Source organism: Mesorhizobium sp. MC2-1-1 (genome assembly GCF_057597255.1).
Window position 1 is genome coordinate 3628152 of sequence record NZ_CP195205.1, and the last position, 16564, is coordinate 3644715.

The following is a 16564-nucleotide window of genomic DNA, read 5'->3' on the forward strand; positions in this document are numbered from 1 at the left end:
ATCAGCGCTCCTTCACCTTGTTGAGGTATTTGACGTAAATGTTGGTAATCGCCAGCACCATGATCAGCACGATGTAGGCCATGGCGCACGACCGTCCGGTCTGCCATTCCTGGAAAGCCATCTTGTAAAGCCGGATCGAGATAAGTTCGGCCGTTGGCTGGCTGGTGAGGATGTAGGCGAGGTCGAAGGTCTTGAACGCTTCCATGGTGCGGAAAATGACCGCGATCATCAGGATCGGCGCGACCAGCGGCAGCGTGATGCGGAAGAAGGTGTAAAACGGCCCGGCGCGGTCGATCGCAGCGGCCTCGTAGAGATGTTTCGGCACCGCCGAGAGGCCGGCCAGCGACAGCAGCATGACGAACGGCGACCACATCCAGATATCGGTCAAGGCGACTGCATAGAGCGCCATCTTCGGGTCCGCCAGCCACTCGAAATTGCCGAGGCCGAGCGCATAGTTGATTACGCCCCATGACGGGTCATAAAGCAGTTTCCAGAACAGGCCGACGACAGCCATCGACAGCATCATCGGCAGCAACAGCAACGTGGTGATAAGGCCCTTGAGGGGAATATCCCGGTTGAGCAGCATCGCCACGCCGAAGCCGACAAAGAGTTGTCCGGCGACCGAGATGATCACGTATTTCGCGGTGATGGCGAAATTCGACCACACATAAGGATCGTTGAGCAGATCGCGATAGTTCTGCAGCCCGACGAAATTGGCCGGCGCGTTGGTCGACGCGCGGAAATCGGTGAAGGAATAGCCGAGCGAATAGATCAGCGGAAAGATGTTGAAGACGATCAGGAACAGGATCGTCGGGATGATGAAGAGATTGCGGATCGAAATGTCACTGAGGCCGCGCGCCGCGGCCCGCGAGGACCTGTCGAGCGTGGTGATCATCGTGGTCGCCAAAGCCCTGCTCCGGATGCTTGAAAAACAAACGGAGGAGGCCTCAGAGGCCTCCTCCGCGAGGCATGTCGATTACTTCACGCGACCATATTTCTTGAAGGTCGCGTTCCAGTCGGCGGCAAGCGCGTCCAGCGTTTCCTTGGCGGTGCCCGAGCCGCCGATCATGTAGGGATAGATGCGTTGGTTGAGCTGCTGCAGCAGTTCGGCATATTCCGGCACCGCCCAGAAATCCTTCACCTTGAACATGGTCTCGTAGAAGGCCTTGTTGTAAGGCGTGGCGCTCTGGAACTCAGGCGATTTCAGCACCGCGGCGCTGCAGGTGTAGCCGCCAAGCGCCGCCCACTTCTTCTGGGTCTCGTCCTTGATGAACCATTCAAGGAACTTCATCGCCTCGTCCTGCTTCTTCGAGTAGGAGACGACCGAGATGCCCTGCCCGCCGAGTGCGGCGAACTGATCGCCGTTGGGGCCGGGAGGATTGGCGAAGAAGCCGGTGTTCTTGGCATTGGGGTTGGATGCCTCGTTGATCAGCGAGGGGAAGAACGCGAAGAAATTCATGCTCATCGCGGCCAGGTTTTCGGTGATCGCCTGGTTGTCCTCGACGAAGAACGACTTGGCCCAGCCCGGAGGCGTGAACTTGTAGAGTTCCTTATAAGCATCGAGAGCGGCGACTGCCTTGTCCGAGTTTATATGGCCGTCGACCTGATAGGTCGCATAGTCACCGAGCTCGCCGCCGTATGAGAACAGCGCGTTCTCGAAGCCCATCGCCATGGCGTCATAGGAATTGTCGGTGTAGATGGCGATGCCGTATCTCTTCTGATCTGGCCGATAGAAGAACTCGGCGATATCGCGCAGCGCCTTGAAATCCTTCGGCACGTCGAGGTCGTAGCCATATTTGGCCTTGAACGCTTCTTTCTCCTTCGGGTCTTCGAACCAGTCCTTGCGGTATGACCAGCCGACCGCATCGCCTTCGAGCGGGATGGCCCAGTACTTGCCGCTGTTGCCGGGATATTCGGAGTAATATTTCACCGTCGCCGGCGCCATCACGTTGCCGAGGTCATGCTTCTTGAAGAAGTCCGTCAGGTCGACATAGTGACCGCCAGTCGAGCCAGCGCCGAGCCACTGCGAGTCGCCGACCACCAGGTCGTAGGCATCGCCATGGGCGTTGAATTCGGTGAAGGCCTTGGTCTGGAAATCGGACCACGGCGTGGTTTCAACCGTGATCTTGACGCCCGTTTCCTTCTCGTACTCGTTGCCGAGTTCCTGCAGATAATTGGCCGGATCCCATTCCGCCCAGAAGATGGTGAGCGACTTTTCCTGCGCGTGGACGGATGTCCCGCAGGCAAGCGCCAGGCCGACACCAGCAAGCACGCTGGTCACTATCTTGCGCATAATTTTCCTCCCTTGTGCGCATTCTACTGCGTCATGCGAGCCGGCAACGAAGACCGGCCCTGGTAGTTCTCCCGTGATGGCGCCTCTCCGGTTCCGGGCCTCCTCGCCCTGCCGGAAATGGATCGCGGCCTTCACTTTTGATCGGCTTCATCTATCCTAATCTGGTATTACCAATTCTTGCTCGACGTCAAGCGCTTTCTTGAGGCGGCCATAGCAGTCACCAAAGCCAAACATTACGATATCTGTCTGTTTTGCCTTGTTTTTCCTACTCTTTGATATGGAGAGCCCTTGCTACGACCGGGCAACCCCAGTTAACATCCCAACCTGTTCCGGCAATCTGGTCCAACCAGATTCACGCAGTCGTCGCTTTGGATGTGACTGACATTTCTGCCGATTTCGGCTCCGATTCCGCCATCGCCGTGCGTACCAGCGCCCCGGCTGCCCATTGCGCGACCGACATCATTTCGGCGCTGTCCAGCCCCCAGATATCCTTCAGCACCGTCACCACCTCGACGCCGAACACCAGCGACAGCGCCTGGGCCAGGCGCCTGAACTGACGCGGCTTCAAGCGCCCCTTGAGTGGCGTGATCGCGTCCTTCAGCAAGTCGACGCGATGGCCGCGCTTGAAGGCCGGTTCCGATCCGAGCGTGCCCGCCTCGCGCCGCGCCCATTGGTCGAGGGACAGTTTCAGCGCAGCCTTGAACGTCGCCTCGAAGGCTTCGATGCGCGGCATCGCGGTAGCGAACAAATCCGCCACGCGGCGCTCGGCATCGTCGGACGCCGACTTCCAGGTGAGGATCGGACCAAGCCCTTCATCGACCACGGCCTGCACCAGCGCCGCCTGGCTCGGGAAGTAACGGTAGGCGGTCGCTCGCGACACTCCCGCCGCCTCCGCGACCTCGCTGACCGAAGGGGTCATGCCGGACTGCATCAGCCTTGTCGCCGTCTCCAGCATGAGTCGTCTGGTGCGGGCGCGCGGCCCCTTCTCGATGACCTGTGGGACATCGTCAGCGGAGACAACTTGTTGACGTGAGACATCCATATCAATACGATACGCGCGTCTCAAAAATTTGCAATGGCGCAATGCCGGGCAATAATGGGGTCCCACCAGCGACGAGGCTTTTGCCGAGGAGCCTAAGGGTAGGGCAAAAGGGCCGGACGGCGACGCCGGGCATGCCGGACGAAGGGGAAACCAAGGATGGGCCGCATCTATGTGGTCGGCACCGCCGACACCAAAGGTGAGGAACTTGCCTTCCTGGCCGATGCCATCATCAGGGCCGGTGGCACAGTCACGCGTGTCGACATCGGCACGCGCGGCGCGACGGTTCCGGTCGACATCGCGGCAAGCGAGGTCGCCGCGCAACACCCCAAGGGAGCCGGCGCGGTTCTAGGCGTCGATGATCGCGGCGCCGCCGTTGCCGGCATGGCTGCCGCCTTCGCCAATTTCATCCAGTCGCGCGACGACATCGCCGGCGTGATCGGCATCGGCGGCGGCGGCGGTACCTCGATCGTCACCGCCGGCATGCGCGCGCTGCCGCTCGGCCTGCCCAAGCTCATGGTCTCGACGTTGGCTTCCGGCGATACCGCGCCTTACGTCGATGTCTCCGACATCATCATGATGCCGTCGGTGACCGACATGGCGGGACTGAACAGGCTCTCCCGCACCGTGCTGCACAATGCCGCCCAGGCCATCGCCGGCATGGCCGCGAAGCCCGCCCCGGTCGCCGCCGGCAAGCCGGCGCTGGGGCTGACCATGTTCGGCGTCACCACGCCTTGCGTGACCGCGATCGTCGAGCAATTGCGCGCCAGCTATGACTGCATGGTCTTCCACGCCACCGGCACCGGCGGCCGCTCGATGGAGAAACTCGCCGACAGCGGCCTGCTTGCCGGTGTCCTCGACATCACCACGACCGAAGTCTGCGACTTGCTGTTCGGCGGCGTCTTGCCCGCGACCGAGGATCGCTTTGGCGCTATTACCCGCTCGAAACTGCCCTATGTCGGCTCGGTCGGCGCGCTCGACATGGTGAACTTCTGGGCGCCGCCCACGATCCCCGAGCGCTATCGCGGACGCCTGTTCTACGAACACAACCCCAACGTCACCCTGATGCGCACCACGGCAGAGGAATGCCGCAAAATCGGCGAATGGATCGGCGGCCGCCTTGCCCGTTGCGATGGCCCGGTGCGTTTCCTGATCCCGGAAAAGGGCATTTCGGCGCTGGATATGGAAGGCGGCGCCTTCTTCGATCCGGAAGCCGACGCGGCGCTGTTCGACGCCATCGAGCGCACGATCCAGCCGACCGGAAACCGCACCGTCACGCGCCTGCCGCTGCATATCAACGACCCCGCTTTCGCCAAGGCAGCCGCCGAGGCGTTCCTCGACATCGCCAAGAAGTGAGAAACGACAAGCATGGCCGCCATTCCGCGCAAAACGATCCTGGAAAAGTTCCGCAAGATGATCGCCGACGGCGTGCCGATCGTCGGCGGCGGCGCCGGCACCGGTCTGTCGGCCAAGGCCGAGGAAAGCGGCGGTATCGACCTGATCATCATCTACAATTCCGGCCGCTACCGCATGGCCGGGCGCGGCTCAGCCGCCGGCCTGCTCGCCTATGGCAATGCCAACGAGATCGTCAAGGAGATGGCCTATGAGGTGTTGCCGGTGGTGAAGAAGACCCCGGTGCTGGCCGGCGTCAACGGCACCGATCCCTTCGTCATCATGCCGCTGCTCTTGGCCGAGTTGAAGACGATGGGCTTTTCCGGCGTGCAGAATTTTCCGACCGTCGGCCTGTTTGACGGCACCATGCGCCAGAGCTTCGAGGAGACCGGCATGGGTTTTGGCCTCGAGGTCGACATGATCGCCGAGGCGCATAAACTCGACCTTCTCACCACGCCCTATGTCTTCAATCCGGACGAGGCGCGCGCCATGACCAGGGCTGGCGCCGACATCGTCGTCGCCCATATGGGTGTGACGACCGGCGGCTCGATCGGCGCCACCTCGGCGAAGACGCTCGACGCCTGCGTCAAGGAGATCGACGCCATAGCCGATGCCGCGCGCTCGGTGCGCAAGGACGTGATCCTGCTTTGCCACGGCGGCCCGATCTCGATGCCCGACGACGCGCGCTACATCCTGGAGCGCTGCGCGGGGCTGCACGGCTTCTATGGCGCGAGCTCGATGGAGCGTCTGCCGGCCGAAGCGGCGATCGCCCGGCAGACGGCGGATTTCAAGGCGGTTTCGCTGGAGCATCGGACCCAAAAGTGGAAGCAGGTTTTGGGGAAATCCGATGCTTCGACAAAAAGGAAAAGGAAGGGATGAGGCAATGGCCGACAAAAGCAAGGTTTTCGTCTACCCGAAGGATGTCAGCGCCTTTGGTTTCGACTGGGGCAGATTGGCGCTCACCGTCGCGCCGGAAGTGAACGGCGCTGAGCGCTTTTCCGGCGGCGTCGTCGACCTGCCGCCAGGCAAAGGGCATACCCGCCACAACCACCCGGGCGCCGAAGAGATCATCTTCGTCATCTCCGGTAATGGCGAGCAGATGGTCGAGGATGAGAAGGGCAACCCGGTGGTGGCGAAGGTCGGGCCCGGCTGCACCATCTACGTGCCGGAAAGCCGCTTCCACTCGACGCTCAACACCGGCGACCAGCCGATGCAGCTTTTCGTCGTCTATTCGCCCGCAGGACCAGAGCTCGCGCTGCGCGACCTGCCGGATTTCAGGCTGCTGCCGGCGGAGCGTTGACTACAGGCTCATCCCAATCTTCATTGCACGGGCTATTCTCGCTAGGTTATTGGTGTCGCTCCCGAGCGCAAGTCTGTCTGGAAGAACGGGAGCATCCCGCTCCGACCGGAAGGCATCCCCGGAGGGCAGCCGCTTAACCCAGTACGATATACAGTCCTCGGCCGACTCTCGACCCAGCTGCCAGTATACAAATCTGAGGGCGTGCTCCGGCCGGTCGAAGCCCGGAACTTGGGAGATCGCCACCTCTTGAGCGAGTCTTCGGGGCGCGCTGAAGCGATCAAAAAATGGCAGGATGATCGCCTCGATGTTGGCAACGATATTCGTGATTTGAGACGGACGGGTAATTGGTCCCGCTATATTCCATGTCCGCCATTTGCGCGGCGTCCGCAAATTGCCGAGTTGCCCCCCTGCTACCCAGTCGCTTGCGTCCGCAGGCCACGCCGAGCCCTCATCCCATGCTCTCAGCGCCTTGCTGTAAACTGAGGCATGAACGGTCAGTTCGACATATTCACCAGCGACATTCAGATTGCTTGATTGAAAGGAGACTTTGTATGTCCAATCGCCTGCTCGGCGACTGGCGTGAGGTCCGCTTTTGACGAAGCGAAACCCCATTGGTTCAAGATACGAAGAAACTTGCTGGCAACCATCCAGAAAGACGTTGGGCAGTTCATGTTCCATTCTGATGGCGGTCCACTGCCGGGCATGTCGCTTGCGCAGCTCGGCATAATCCGAGCCATGGACCGACGCCAGCCCTTAACCGGCCCCACCCCTGTTCCATCCACGCCCGCGATCGCCGAACATCACATAGCCGCTGTCCGTCACCGCTACCGTGTCCTCCAGCTTGATGAAGCCGCGCGTCGGGTGAAGCATGGTCGTCTCGACCGAAAGCACCATGTTCTTTTCCAGCGGCTTCGCCGCATAGGTACCCTCATAGGCGACCGGATGGTTGGTCATCAGGAACGGCGCCTCATGCGTGATCAGCCCCATGCCATGCGCGAAGAAGTCCGTGTAGGCCGCAACCTTGGATGCCTTCAGAACGCTCTCCGCATGCGCGATCATGTCCCCGCCAAGCGTGCCAGCCTTGACCTTGGAAAAGGCCGCCTGCTGCACCGCTTCGACTTCGGCCAGAAGATCCTCCAGTTCGGCATCCGGCTCGCCGAGCACGCCCATGCGGCAAAGGTCCCCGATATAGCCGTGATAATTGCCGCCGGAATCGATCGACATCACCTCACCCGCCTTCCACGCCTGGCTGGACGCTGCGCGGTTGTGGCTGGAACCCAGCGTCAGCAGGCAATATTCGAAATGCGCGCCGCGATTGGTCTCCTCGCGCCTGAGCTGCTCGATGATGTCGGTCTTGCTCGTGCCCTCCCGCGCCCAGGCGATCGTCGCCAGCATGGAATCGGTGATCAGCTCGGAGGCGATGCGCAGCTGTTCCAGCTCCGCCTCGGTCTTGATGGCGCGCATGCGCTCCAGCATGTCGGTTGCGTCGATCAACTTGGCGTCCGGCAAAGCCTTTCTGATCAGCATGTAGGCGTCGGACGGCAGGAACCCCGGTTCGATGCCGATGCGCGCCGCCGACTTACCGATCTTGTGCAGATGTTCGACTGCCAGATTGGCGGCATCGAGCGTGCCCCAGCAGGCGGCATGCAAGGTCGGTGTCCAGAACGGATGGTTCTGGTGCTCGCCGCCTTCCATCTTGTTGCCGATATAGGCGGCGTGTTCCGGCCCGGCCTTCTCGTAAAGGACGATCGGCAGATAGCGGCTGTGGCCGATCGCATCCATCGCCGCGAAGAAGATGAACTTGTAGCCGCCGAGCAGATATTGCGTGTTGTGCTTGGAGGTGGCGAAGAGCACGTCGATGCCGGCCTCTTCCATCAGCCGGTCCACCCGCGCCTGGTCGAATGGAACCTTGCTGATCTCGGTTTTGCCCGGAGCGATGTTCATCTGCCTCTCCCTGGATCGATCGGCCTTTCTCACGCGGCCAATTTTGATGCTGGTGAAATCTGCACCATTCCAGCTCCTCTGGTCCAGCCAGAACTGATCACATTCGCGCTAAACACGCTTTGCTCATGATCATCTCGTTGAACGTCGCAATAATCTGGTCCTACCAGAATATGACGGGACGTGTCTTTCGGTGGCTGGTCCAGAGGACGGAAATTTCAAAGCCAAGCCATGATGCGCCAAATCCGTCTCTGGCGAAACGTTTGCCAAGAGCCATAATCCGCCTGTCGATAGCGTCCGCGCCTTGAGGGCGCGAAGAGGGGAGTTTGAGCGATGTCCGGATTGACCATTTCACGCCGCGGCCTGCTGGCCGGCTCGGCGCTGCTCCTGGCCTCGACCGCGCTGCCGACCATTGGTTTCGCCCAGACGCCGAAGAAGGGCGGCCGTCTGGTGCTGGCCGCCGATTCCGAGCCGCGCAACCTCAACCCCGCGATCGTCGCCTCCAACGGTGTCTTCTTCATCTCGAGCAAGATTGTCGAGACGCTGGCCGAAGCCTCATTCGAGGGCAAGGACGGGCTCGAGCCGCGACTGGCGCTTTCCTGGGAAGGTGCCGCCGACGGGTTGTCGGTCACCTTCAAGCTCCGTGACGGCGTCAAATGGCATGACGGGAAGCCCTTCACCTCGGCCGACGTCGCCTTCTCGGCGCTGCAGATCTGGAAGCCGCTGCAGAATCTCGGCCGCACCGTGTTCAAGGATTTGCAAGCCGTCGACACGCCGGACGAGCTGACAGCCATCTTCAAGTTCGCCAAGCCAACGCCGTTCCAGCTGATCCGCAACGCGTTGCCGGCGCTGTCGAGCGTCGTGCCGAAGCACCTTTACGAGGTCGGCAAGATCGAGGACAACCCGGCCAACAACGCGCCGGTCGGCACCGGCCCATTCAAATTCGCCGAATACAAGGCCGGCCAGTATTACCGGCTGACGAGAAACGACACCTATTGGGGCAAGGACGAACCCTATCTCGACGAGATCGTCTATCAGGTGCTCCCCGATCGCACCTCTGCCGCGGCTGCGCTGGAGGCTGAAGAGATCCAGCTTGCCGCCTTCTCCGCCGTGCCGCTCGCCGATCTTGACCGCATCTCGAAAGTGCCCGGCCTGAAGGTCATCACCAAGGGCTATGAGGGGCTGACCTACCAGCTCGTCGTCGAGATCAACCATCGCCGCAAGGAGTTGGCCGATCTGAAAGTGCGGCAGGCCATCGCGCATGCCATCGACAAGGATTTCGTCGTCAAGACAATCTTCCTCGGCTACGCCGCGACCGCCACCGGCCCGGTGCCGAAGAACGATCCGCAATTCTACACCGCCGACGTGCCGACCTATGCCTTTGACGTCGCCAAGGCCAATGCGCTGCTCGACGAGGCTGGCTACAAGCGCGCCGACGACGGCAAGCGGTTCGCGCTTAAGCTTTTGCCGGCGCCCTACTTCAACGAGACAAAACAGTTCGGCGACTATCTTCGCCAGGCGCTCGCGGCCATCGGCATCGACGCCGAGATCGTCAACAACGATTCCGCCGCCCACATCAAGGCCGTCTACACCGACCATGCCTTCGATCTCGCTGTCGGTCCGCCCGTGTTCCGCGGCGACCCGGCGATCTCGACCACCATCCTTGTGCAGAGCGGAATCCCGGACGGTGTGCCTTTCTCCAACCAGGGCGGCTACAAGAACGCAGATCTCGACGGGCTGATCCTCAAGGCATCCGAGACACTTGATACGGCGGCCCGCACCGACCTCTACAAGCAGTTCCAGAGACAAGTCGCGGCCGACCTGCCGCTGATCAACGTCGCCGAATGGAGCTTTATCAGCGTCGCCCGCGATACGGTGGGCAACATTGCCAACAATCCGCGCTGGGCAGTGTCGAACTGGGCGGACACCTATTTGGCGGGTTGATCCTGCACTTGCGGATCGACGGTTGGGGTGCTCAGCTTCGGGAATGAGAGTTTCGCCCCCACAGCCTTGCCGTAGAACACTCGGGTTGTCGCCCGGCCTTGACCGGGCCTGGCCATGACCCGCGCCCTTGCCCTCCTGCGCCGCCGCCTCGTCGGCAGCGTCTTCGTGCTCTTGATCGTCGTCATCGGCGGCTCCCTCCTTCTCGAAGCCGCTCCCGGCGACGCGGTCGATTCCTATGTCGTCTCGACCGGCGGCGATGCAGGCATGATCGAACTGCTGCGTCACCGCTGGGGCCTCGATCAGTCGGAGCTCACCCGCCTCGCCAACTACCTGTGGGCCCTGCTGCATCTCGACCTAGGCCAGTCTGTCAGCTTCTCGCGGCCGATCCGCGACGTTATCCTGGAGCGCCTGCCCACCACGCTGATACTGATGGGCAGCGCCACCGCGCTCTCATTCGGCCTCGGCTCGGCGCTCGGCATCTATGCCGGGGCGAGGCCGGGCAGCTTCCGCGACCGCTTCCTGTCCATCGGCTCGCTGGCGCTCTATGCCGTGCCAGGCTTCTGGTTCGGCCTCGTGCTCATCGTCTTCTTTGCCGTCGACATGCGCTGGCTTCCGATCGGCGGCATCGAGACCATCGCGTCGGCCAAGACCGGGTTGGCGCGCGCCGCCGACATCGCCACTCATCTCGTGCTGCCGGTCTCGGCGCTCGGCTTCATCTATCTCGCGCTCTATCTGCGCATGATGCGCGCCGGCATGGCGGAAGCCTGGCGGCAGGATTTCGTGCTCGCCGCTCGGGCCAGGGGTCTGCCGCGCGGCCGGATCGTGCTTGCCCATGTCGCTCGCAATGCGCTCTTGCCGTTGGTCACCATGCTCGGCCTCCAGTCGGCGCAGATGCTGGGCGGCAGCGTCGTCATCGAAAGCGTCTTCGCGGTGCCAGGCCTCGGCCGGCTGGCGCAGGAAGCCGTCGCCGGCCGCGACACACCGCTGCTGCTCGGCATCATCCTGGTCAGCGCCGTTTTCGTCATCGTCATCAATCTCCTGGTCGATCTCGCCTACGCTCTCCTCGATCCGCGGGTCGGCGCCGGCGAGGTCGGCGCATGAGCCGCCTGCGTCGTTTCCTGCGCACACCGGAAGCAATCGCCGGCGCAATCATCCTGGCATCGCTTGTCGTCATGGCGTTGGCGGCGCCGCTGCTCTTTCCCGGCGACCCGCAGGCGATCGCCGGCCCTGCCCTGCTGCCACCTTTCCAGGACTGGTCGCTGCCGCTCGGCACCGACCGGCTCGGCCGCGACGTGCTGGCTGAGCTGTTCCATGGCGCTCGCACCTCGCTTGCGGTGGGATTGGCGGCAGCGGCAGCGGCGCTCCTGATCGGCGCGCTGGTCGGCACTTTGGCCGGTTTTGCCGGGGGCCTGGTCGACGAGATGCTGATGCGCGTCACCGACGCGTTCCAGACCGTGCCGAGCTTCCTGCTCGCGCTGGCCTTCGTCAGCATCGTCGGTCCCTCCCTCGGCGCGGTCGTCGCGGCGATCGCGCTCGGCGCCTGGACCGGGCCGGCTCGTGTTGCCCGCGCGGAAGTGCTGTCGATCCGCGAGCGCGACTATGTCGCCGGCGCCCGTGTCATCGGCATGCATCCGCTCGAGATCGCCTTACGCGAGGTGCTGCCCAACGCGCTGCCGCCGGTACTGGCGCTCTCCTCCGTGATCGTAGCGGCCGCGATCCTCACCGAGGCGGCGCTGTCGTTCCTTGGCCTCGGCGACCCCAACCGCGTCACCTGGGGCGGCATGATCGCCGAAGGCCGTACGGTGCTGCGCACCGCGCCATATCTGTCGATCGTTCCCGGCATAGCGCTGGTCCTGACGGTGCTCGGTGTCTATCTCGCCGGAGAGGGCGTGGTGGAAAGCACGGCGGTACGCAGGAGCCTGTCGTGACCGGACTGCTCTCGATCCGCGATCTGACGGTGCGCTATTGGCGTGACGGTGTTGAGGTGCCGGCGCTGAGGGGCGTCAGCCTCGATGTCGAGGCCGGAGAGCGCCTGGCGATCATCGGCGAGAGCGGTTCGGGCAAGAGCACGCTGGCGCTGGCGATTGCGGGGTTGCTGGCGGAGGGCGCCAAGATCGGCGGGCGCATCGAATGGTTCCTGCCGGCAAGCGCTGGCGCGACAGAACGCCGGTCATCTGCGCTTGGCGAAATCCAACAACGGCCTCTCCTCGGCCGCGACATCGGCGTCGTCTTCCAGGACCCCTCCTCCAGCCTCGATCCAGTGATGCAGGTGGGCAAACAGATCGCCGAGGTCGCCCGTGCCCATCTCAACCTCACCTGGGCTGACGCCTACGCCAAGGCCAAGACGCTCCTCGAACGCGTCCGCCTTCCCGATCCAGCCTCCGCCCTACGCGCCTACCCCCACCAGCTCTCCGGCGGCCAGAAGCAGCGCGTGGCCATTGCCGCGGCAATTGCCGCCGGACCAGGGTTTCTGATCGCCGACGAAGCGACCAGCGCGCTCGACACAATAGTGCAGGCCGAGATCGTCACCCTGATCCGCCGGCTGGTGACCGAGGACGGGATGACGTTGCTTTTCATCAGCCACGACATCGCGCTTGCTTCCACGCTTGCCGATCGCATCGCGGTGCTGCGTCACGGCGAGCTGGTCGAGATCGGCGAGGCCCGACGGATCGTCGAGACGCCGGGTCATGCCTATACGCGCGCGTTGCTAGACGCTCATCTCGGCCTTGACGCGAAGCCTCTTCTCGACCCGCAAGGCGCTTCGGCATGACCCTGCTTTCCGTCGCCAATCTCGCCAAGCGCTACCGCCGCGGCGGCAAATCCTTCGCGGCGGTCGACGATGTGTCCTTCGAGATCGGCCCGGCGGAGACGCTGGCGCTCGTCGGCCCTTCCGGCAGCGGCAAATCGACCGTCGCAAGGCTGGTGCTGCGGCTGATCGAGCCCGAGGCCGGCCGCATCGATTTCGAAGGCGACGACTTCCTCGCGCTGTCAGGCGCCGCGCTGCGCGCTCGCCGCGCCCGCCTGCAGATGGTGTTCCAGGACCCGCTCGCCGCCTTCAATCCGCGCGCCACCGTGGCGCGCGTGCTGGATGATCCCTTGCGCATTCACGACATCGCGCCGCGCGCGGAACGCCCGGGCCGCATCGCGGCCCTCTTGGAGCGTGTCGGCCTCGACGCGGCCCTCGCGGCTCGCGCCATTCACGAGATTTCCGGCGGGCAGCGCCAGCGCGTGGCGATCGCCCGCGCCATCGCCACGCGGCCGTCGCTGATCGTGCTCGACGAGGCAGTGTCCGCGCTCGACGTTTCGGTGCGCGGGCAGATCCTGGAATTGCTGCTCGACCTGCAAAGGCGGGAACGGATCGCCTATCTGTTCATTTCCCATGACCTCGGCGTCATCCGCGCCCTGGCGCATCGCGTCATCATCCTCGATGCCGGCCGGATCGCCGAAAGCGGCGATGCCCGCGCCGTCATCGCCAACCCGCGATCGGCGATCGGCAAGGCTCTTGTCGAGGCGGCCCCGAGACTGAACAGGAACCGGTCATGATCCGGTGAAGCAGCACCGCCGAGCTCAACGCCGGCGGATTGAGACCGAGGGCCGGACCTCCGACAGGATCGGCTCAGGTCGCTCCTTCTTAGTCGGTCGACCCGTCTCGGTATTCATCGCTCTTCTTTTTGCGCTCCACGCGCCGCTTGCCGACGGTGCCCGACATCAGCGGCGCACACGTCTCCGGCAAGCGTCGGGCGCGGCGTCAATGTCCGAGGCGGTCCCGCATCGCATACCACAGCATGCCGAGCACATAGAGCGGCCCGCGCAGCGCCGTGCCGCCAGGGAATGGCAGCGGCGTCAGCATCGAGAACAGGTCGAGCCGCGAGGCTTCGCCCGTGATCGCCTCCGCCAGGAGCTTGCCGGACAATGTCGACAGGATGACGCCCTTGCCGGAATAGCCATGGGCGAAATAGACCTCGCCATAGTGCCCGACATGCGGCAGGCGCGAGGTCGTCACCGATACCAGCCCTCCCCACGCATGGTCGATGCGACAGCCCTTGAGCTGCGGAAAGGTCTTCTCCATATGCGGCCGCACGAAGCCGGCGATGTCGGCCGGCGGCGACGGCGTGTAGCGCTCGCCGCCGCCGAACAGCAGGCGACCGTCCGCCGACTTCCGATAATAGTTCACGACAAAGAGCGTGTCGGAAACCGCGACGTTAGCCGGGATGATGTCGGCCTTGCCATCCAGCGGCTCGGTGGCAACGATATAGTTGCCGACCGGCATGATGCGGCTGTTGACGCGCGGCTCCAGTCCCTTGAGCAGCGCATCGCCGGCCAGCACGACATGCCTGGCGCGGACCGAGCCCTTGTCGGTGAACACCCGGATGGACGGCTCCCGCTCCAGGCGGACCGCCACCGAATTCTCGTGGATGACGACGCCGGCGCCAACCCCCGCGCGGGCAAGCCCCAGCGTGTAGTTGAGCGGGTGCATATGGCCGCCGAGCCTTTCGTAGACCGCTCCCTGATAGGGTGTATCGACCATCTGCCGCGCCTGCGAAGCCGAGAGGATCTCGACATCGGTGAACTTCATCACCTTGGCGAGGCACTCGGCCTCTTCCTCGAAGTCGCGGACGTCCGAACTGCCGACCGCGCCGACCAGATGCCCGGTCAGGCGCAAGTCGCATTCGATGCCGTGGCGCTCGATGATATCGAGGACCAGCCCTCGCGCCTCGAAGGCCAGGTCGAACAGTGCCTTTGCCCGCTCCGGCCCGAACGCCTTGACCAGACCCCTGGCGCCCTTGCGCAAGCCCGGGATCATCTGGCCGCCATTGCGGCCTGACGCCCCCCAGCCGATCTTGCCGCCTTCGAGCAGCACCACTTTCAGGCCTCGTTCGGCCGCATGCAGCGCCGCTGACAGCCCCGTGCAGCCGCCGCCCACCACCACTAGGTCGGCCTGCACATCGCCTGCTAAAGCCGGATGGTCGGGCGCCGGATTGGCGGTGGCGACATAGTAGGATTTGCCGATATCGAGACCGGAATTGAAGTCTGTCGAAGGCGAAGCCATGGTCACACCTTGAGCAGCAGATGGTCGCGTTCCCAGGACGTCACGACGCTCTGGAAAAGGTCGAGCTCGACGCTCTTCACGCGCAGATAGGTCTGGAAGAAATCCTCGCCGAGCAGCGCTTGCACAGGCTCGCAAGCGGCAAAGCGGTCGAGCGCTTCCTCCATCGTCTTTGGCAATGTGCTCTTGCTCTTATAAGCATTGCCGAATGCTTCCGGCGAGCGCGCAAGCTTCTCCTCGATGCCTAGATAGCCGGCGATCAGCGAGCCGGCCATGGCAAGGTAGGGATTGGCGTCCGCCCCCGGAAGACGGTTCTCGATTCGCCGCGCGGCGCGCCCGCCCATCGGCACGCGCAGGCCGCAGGAACGGTTGTCATGCGACCACTCGATATTGGCCGGCGCGCTGTGGTTCGGCCGGATGCGCCGGTAGGAATTCACGTTGGGCGCAAACAGTGGCATGATTTCAGGGATGTATTTCTGCAGGCCGCCGATGAACTGCGAGAACATCCCGGTGTCCTCGTCGTCCGTGCCGGCGAACAAGGGTTCGCCCGCTTCATCGACGATCGACATGTGCAGATGCATCGAGCTGCCGGCCTGCGCCGCGATCGGCTTGGCCATGAAGGTGGCGTGCATGCCATTCGCCTGTGCCGCCTGGCGCGCCAGGCGCTTGAACAGCAGCACCTTGTCGGCCAGCGCCAGCGGATCGCCATGCAGGAGATTGATCTCTAGCTGCGCCGTGCCCGATTCATGGATCAGCGTGTCCAGCGGCAGACCGGCGGTCGCGGCATACTCGTAGAGGCGTCGCGTCACCTGTTCGAACTCCTCCAGCGCCTGCATGTCATAGGGATGCTGCACGCTTTCAGGCCGGCCGTTGCGCCCGACCGGCGCGGTCAAAGGTTGGTCGGGGTTAGGGTTCGGCGCCGTGAGATAGAATTCGAGCTCCGGCGCCACCACAGCGCGCCAGCCGCGCTGGCAGTAGAGGTCGAGCACGGCTCTCAGCACGTGGCGCGGCGACGCCATCCAGGGCCGGCCGTCCATGTGGAAGGCGTCGGCGAAGACATAGGCCCTGCCGGGGCTGCCGGGCGCTACGCACAGCGTGGAAATGTCCGGCACCATGCGCATGTCCGGATCCGAATAGGCAAAACCCTCGTCGATGGAACCGGAATAGCGGCCGTCGATCGCCACCAGGAAGGCGCTGCTCGGCAGATAGAGCGCCCGATCGTCGAGCGACTTCAGGAATTTGCCCGCCGGCAGGGTCTTGCCGCGCAGCACGCCGTTGACGTCGGGCACAAGGCACTCGACCTCATTGATCGCATGCGTTCTCAGCCAGCTCTGCGTGTCCGCGCCGGCGAATGAAGAGTCTTGATTGTCAGGCATTGGTCATGTCCGTACGAAGGAGAAATCGCTTCGGCGGGCATGTCCGTTTCGGTAGGGCTTTATCTAATCTGCGTTATCCGAGAACGGACGCCCGCCTGATGGCCGGCTCGAGGGCCGGGTGGAGCGCGCATTGCACCCCTTCGGTCCAGCCGTCGCGAACGACATGCGATCCGACTTTCGTCTCCTCCGCGCGCTGCAGATTCTCGAAGCGGCAGCAGCGCATGATCAGCGA

General features: G+C 63.6%; 15 protein-coding genes. 8 read left to right on the forward strand and 7 right to left on the reverse strand.

Annotated features, from left to right (window positions below):
• Nucleotide 1 precedes the first annotated feature (1 nt).
• The 3 genes from ACR64R_RS17955 to ACR64R_RS17965 all read right to left on the reverse strand — a co-directional run bounded on the left by ACR64R_RS17955 (nt 2) and on the right by ACR64R_RS17965 (nt 3335).
• On the reverse strand, nt 2-907 hold the full coding sequence (locus ACR64R_RS17955; RefSeq protein WP_487357670.1) for a carbohydrate ABC transporter permease: 906 nt from the start codon (nt 905-907) through the stop codon (nt 2-4).
• 69 nt (nt 908-976) lie between these two features.
• Nucleotides 977-2293, reverse strand: coding sequence for an ABC transporter substrate-binding protein (locus tag ACR64R_RS17960; RefSeq protein ID WP_487357671.1), 1317 nt, complete (start codon nt 2291-2293; stop codon nt 977-979).
• A gap of 352 nt (nt 2294-2645) precedes the next feature.
• Nucleotides 2646-3335: a TetR/AcrR family transcriptional regulator gene (locus ACR64R_RS17965; RefSeq protein ID WP_487357672.1), complete on the reverse strand. Its 690-nt coding sequence runs from the start codon at nt 3333-3335 to the stop codon at nt 2646-2648.
• A 156-nt stretch (nt 3336-3491) separates the two neighbouring features.
• On the opposite strand from ACR64R_RS17965, the gene ACR64R_RS17970 reads away from it, so the two are divergent.
• From ACR64R_RS17970 to ACR64R_RS17980, 3 genes are read left to right on the forward strand one after another with little or no spacing between them, the layout of a single operon-like run.
• Nucleotides 3492-4688, forward strand: a complete 1197-nt coding sequence (locus ACR64R_RS17970) for a Tm-1-like ATP-binding domain-containing protein (protein WP_487357673.1) — start codon at nt 3492-3494, stop codon at nt 4686-4688.
• 12 nt (nt 4689-4700) lie between these two features.
• The gene (locus ACR64R_RS17975) at nt 4701-5603 is read left to right on the forward strand and encodes a phosphoenolpyruvate hydrolase family protein (protein ID WP_487357674.1); all 903 of its coding nucleotides are present in this window, start codon (nt 4701-4703) and stop codon (nt 5601-5603) included.
• 4 nt (nt 5604-5607) lie between these two features.
• Nucleotides 5608-6024, forward strand: coding sequence for a cupin domain-containing protein (locus ACR64R_RS17980; protein ID WP_487357675.1), 417 nt, complete (start codon nt 5608-5610; stop codon nt 6022-6024).
• On the opposite strand, the gene ACR64R_RS17985 is transcribed toward ACR64R_RS17980, so the two are convergent.
• Both ACR64R_RS17985 and ACR64R_RS17990 read right to left on the reverse strand, forming a co-directional pair.
• Nucleotides 6025-6702, reverse strand: a complete 678-nt coding sequence (locus ACR64R_RS17985; RefSeq protein ID WP_487357676.1) for a DUF4304 domain-containing protein — start codon at nt 6700-6702, stop codon at nt 6025-6027.
• Nucleotides 6703-6777: 75 nt separating this feature from the next.
• Nucleotides 6778-7968, reverse strand: a complete 1191-nt coding sequence (locus ACR64R_RS17990; protein WP_487357677.1) for a M24 family metallopeptidase — start codon at nt 7966-7968, stop codon at nt 6778-6780.
• 330 nt (nt 7969-8298) lie between these two features.
• On the opposite strand from ACR64R_RS17990, the gene ACR64R_RS17995 reads away from it, so the two are divergent.
• The 5 genes from ACR64R_RS17995 to ACR64R_RS18015 all read left to right on the forward strand — a co-directional run bounded on the left by ACR64R_RS17995 (nt 8299) and on the right by ACR64R_RS18015 (nt 13452).
• The gene (locus ACR64R_RS17995) at nt 8299-9909 is read left to right on the forward strand and encodes an ABC transporter substrate-binding protein (RefSeq protein ID WP_487357678.1); all 1611 of its coding nucleotides are present in this window, start codon (nt 8299-8301) and stop codon (nt 9907-9909) included.
• Between the two features lie 114 nt (nt 9910-10023).
• Nucleotides 10024-11010, forward strand: coding sequence for an ABC transporter permease (locus ACR64R_RS18000; protein ID WP_487357679.1), 987 nt, complete (start codon nt 10024-10026; stop codon nt 11008-11010).
• Nucleotides 11007-11837, forward strand: a complete 831-nt coding sequence (locus ACR64R_RS18005; RefSeq protein WP_487357680.1) for an ABC transporter permease — start codon at nt 11007-11009, stop codon at nt 11835-11837. Before ACR64R_RS18000 ends, ACR64R_RS18005 begins: the two co-directional genes overlap by 4 nt.
• On the forward strand, nt 11834-12679 hold the full coding sequence (locus ACR64R_RS18010; RefSeq protein WP_487357681.1) for an ABC transporter ATP-binding protein: 846 nt from the start codon (nt 11834-11836) through the stop codon (nt 12677-12679). Before ACR64R_RS18005 ends, ACR64R_RS18010 begins: the two co-directional genes overlap by 4 nt.
• Entirely contained in the window at nt 12676-13452 is a 777-nt protein-coding gene (locus ACR64R_RS18015) for an ABC transporter ATP-binding protein (protein WP_487357682.1), read from the forward strand. The genes ACR64R_RS18010 and ACR64R_RS18015 overlap by 4 nt, the downstream gene beginning before the upstream one ends.
• A gap of 205 nt (nt 13453-13657) precedes the next feature.
• Here ACR64R_RS18015 and ACR64R_RS18020 read toward each other — a convergent pair whose 3' ends face one another.
• Together ACR64R_RS18020 and ACR64R_RS18025 are read right to left on the reverse strand one after the other, a co-directional pair.
• Nucleotides 13658-14959 (reverse strand): NAD(P)/FAD-dependent oxidoreductase, encoded by a 1302-nt coding sequence (locus ACR64R_RS18020; RefSeq protein ID WP_487357683.1) that lies wholly within the window; start codon nt 14957-14959, stop codon nt 13658-13660.
• Between the two features lie 2 nt (nt 14960-14961).
• Nucleotides 14962-16332, reverse strand: coding sequence for a glutamine synthetase family protein (locus ACR64R_RS18025; RefSeq protein WP_487357684.1), 1371 nt, complete (start codon nt 16330-16332; stop codon nt 14962-14964).
• Between the last annotated feature and the right edge of the window lie 232 nt (nt 16333-16564).

Bases quoted from the DNA above. Each gene is read 5' to 3' on its own strand.
- ACR64R_RS17960 (WP_487357671.1), bottom strand. From the start codon at position 2,293: ATGCGCAAGATAGTGACCAGCGTGCTTGCTGGTGTCGGCCTGGCGCTT.
- ACR64R_RS17965 (WP_487357672.1), bottom strand. From the start codon at position 3,335: ATGGATGTCTCACGTCAACAAGTTGTCTCCGCTGACGATGTCCCACAG.
- ACR64R_RS17970 (WP_487357673.1), top strand. From the start codon at position 3,492: ATGGGCCGCATCTATGTGGTCGGCACCGCCGACACCAAAGGTGAGGAA.
- ACR64R_RS17975 (WP_487357674.1), top strand. From the start codon at position 4,701: ATGGCCGCCATTCCGCGCAAAACGATCCTGGAAAAGTTCCGCAAGATG.
- ACR64R_RS17980 (WP_487357675.1), top strand. From the start codon at position 5,608: ATGGCCGACAAAAGCAAGGTTTTCGTCTACCCGAAGGATGTCAGCGCC.
- ACR64R_RS17985 (WP_487357676.1), bottom strand. From the start codon at position 6,702: ATGGAACATGAACTGCCCAACGTCTTTCTGGATGGTTGCCAGCAAGTT.
- ACR64R_RS17990 (WP_487357677.1), bottom strand. From the start codon at position 7,968: ATGAACATCGCTCCGGGCAAAACCGAGATCAGCAAGGTTCCATTCGAC.
- ACR64R_RS17995 (WP_487357678.1), top strand. From the start codon at position 8,299: ATGTCCGGATTGACCATTTCACGCCGCGGCCTGCTGGCCGGCTCGGCG.
- ACR64R_RS18000 (WP_487357679.1), top strand. From the start codon at position 10,024: ATGACCCGCGCCCTTGCCCTCCTGCGCCGCCGCCTCGTCGGCAGCGTC.
- ACR64R_RS18005 (WP_487357680.1), top strand. From the start codon at position 11,007: ATGAGCCGCCTGCGTCGTTTCCTGCGCACACCGGAAGCAATCGCCGGC.
- ACR64R_RS18015 (WP_487357682.1), top strand. From the start codon at position 12,676: ATGACCCTGCTTTCCGTCGCCAATCTCGCCAAGCGCTACCGCCGCGGC.
- ACR64R_RS18020 (WP_487357683.1), bottom strand. From the start codon at position 14,959: ATGGCTTCGCCTTCGACAGACTTCAATTCCGGTCTCGATATCGGCAAA.
- ACR64R_RS18025 (WP_487357684.1), bottom strand. From the start codon at position 16,332: ATGCCTGACAATCAAGACTCTTCATTCGCCGGCGCGGACACGCAGAGC.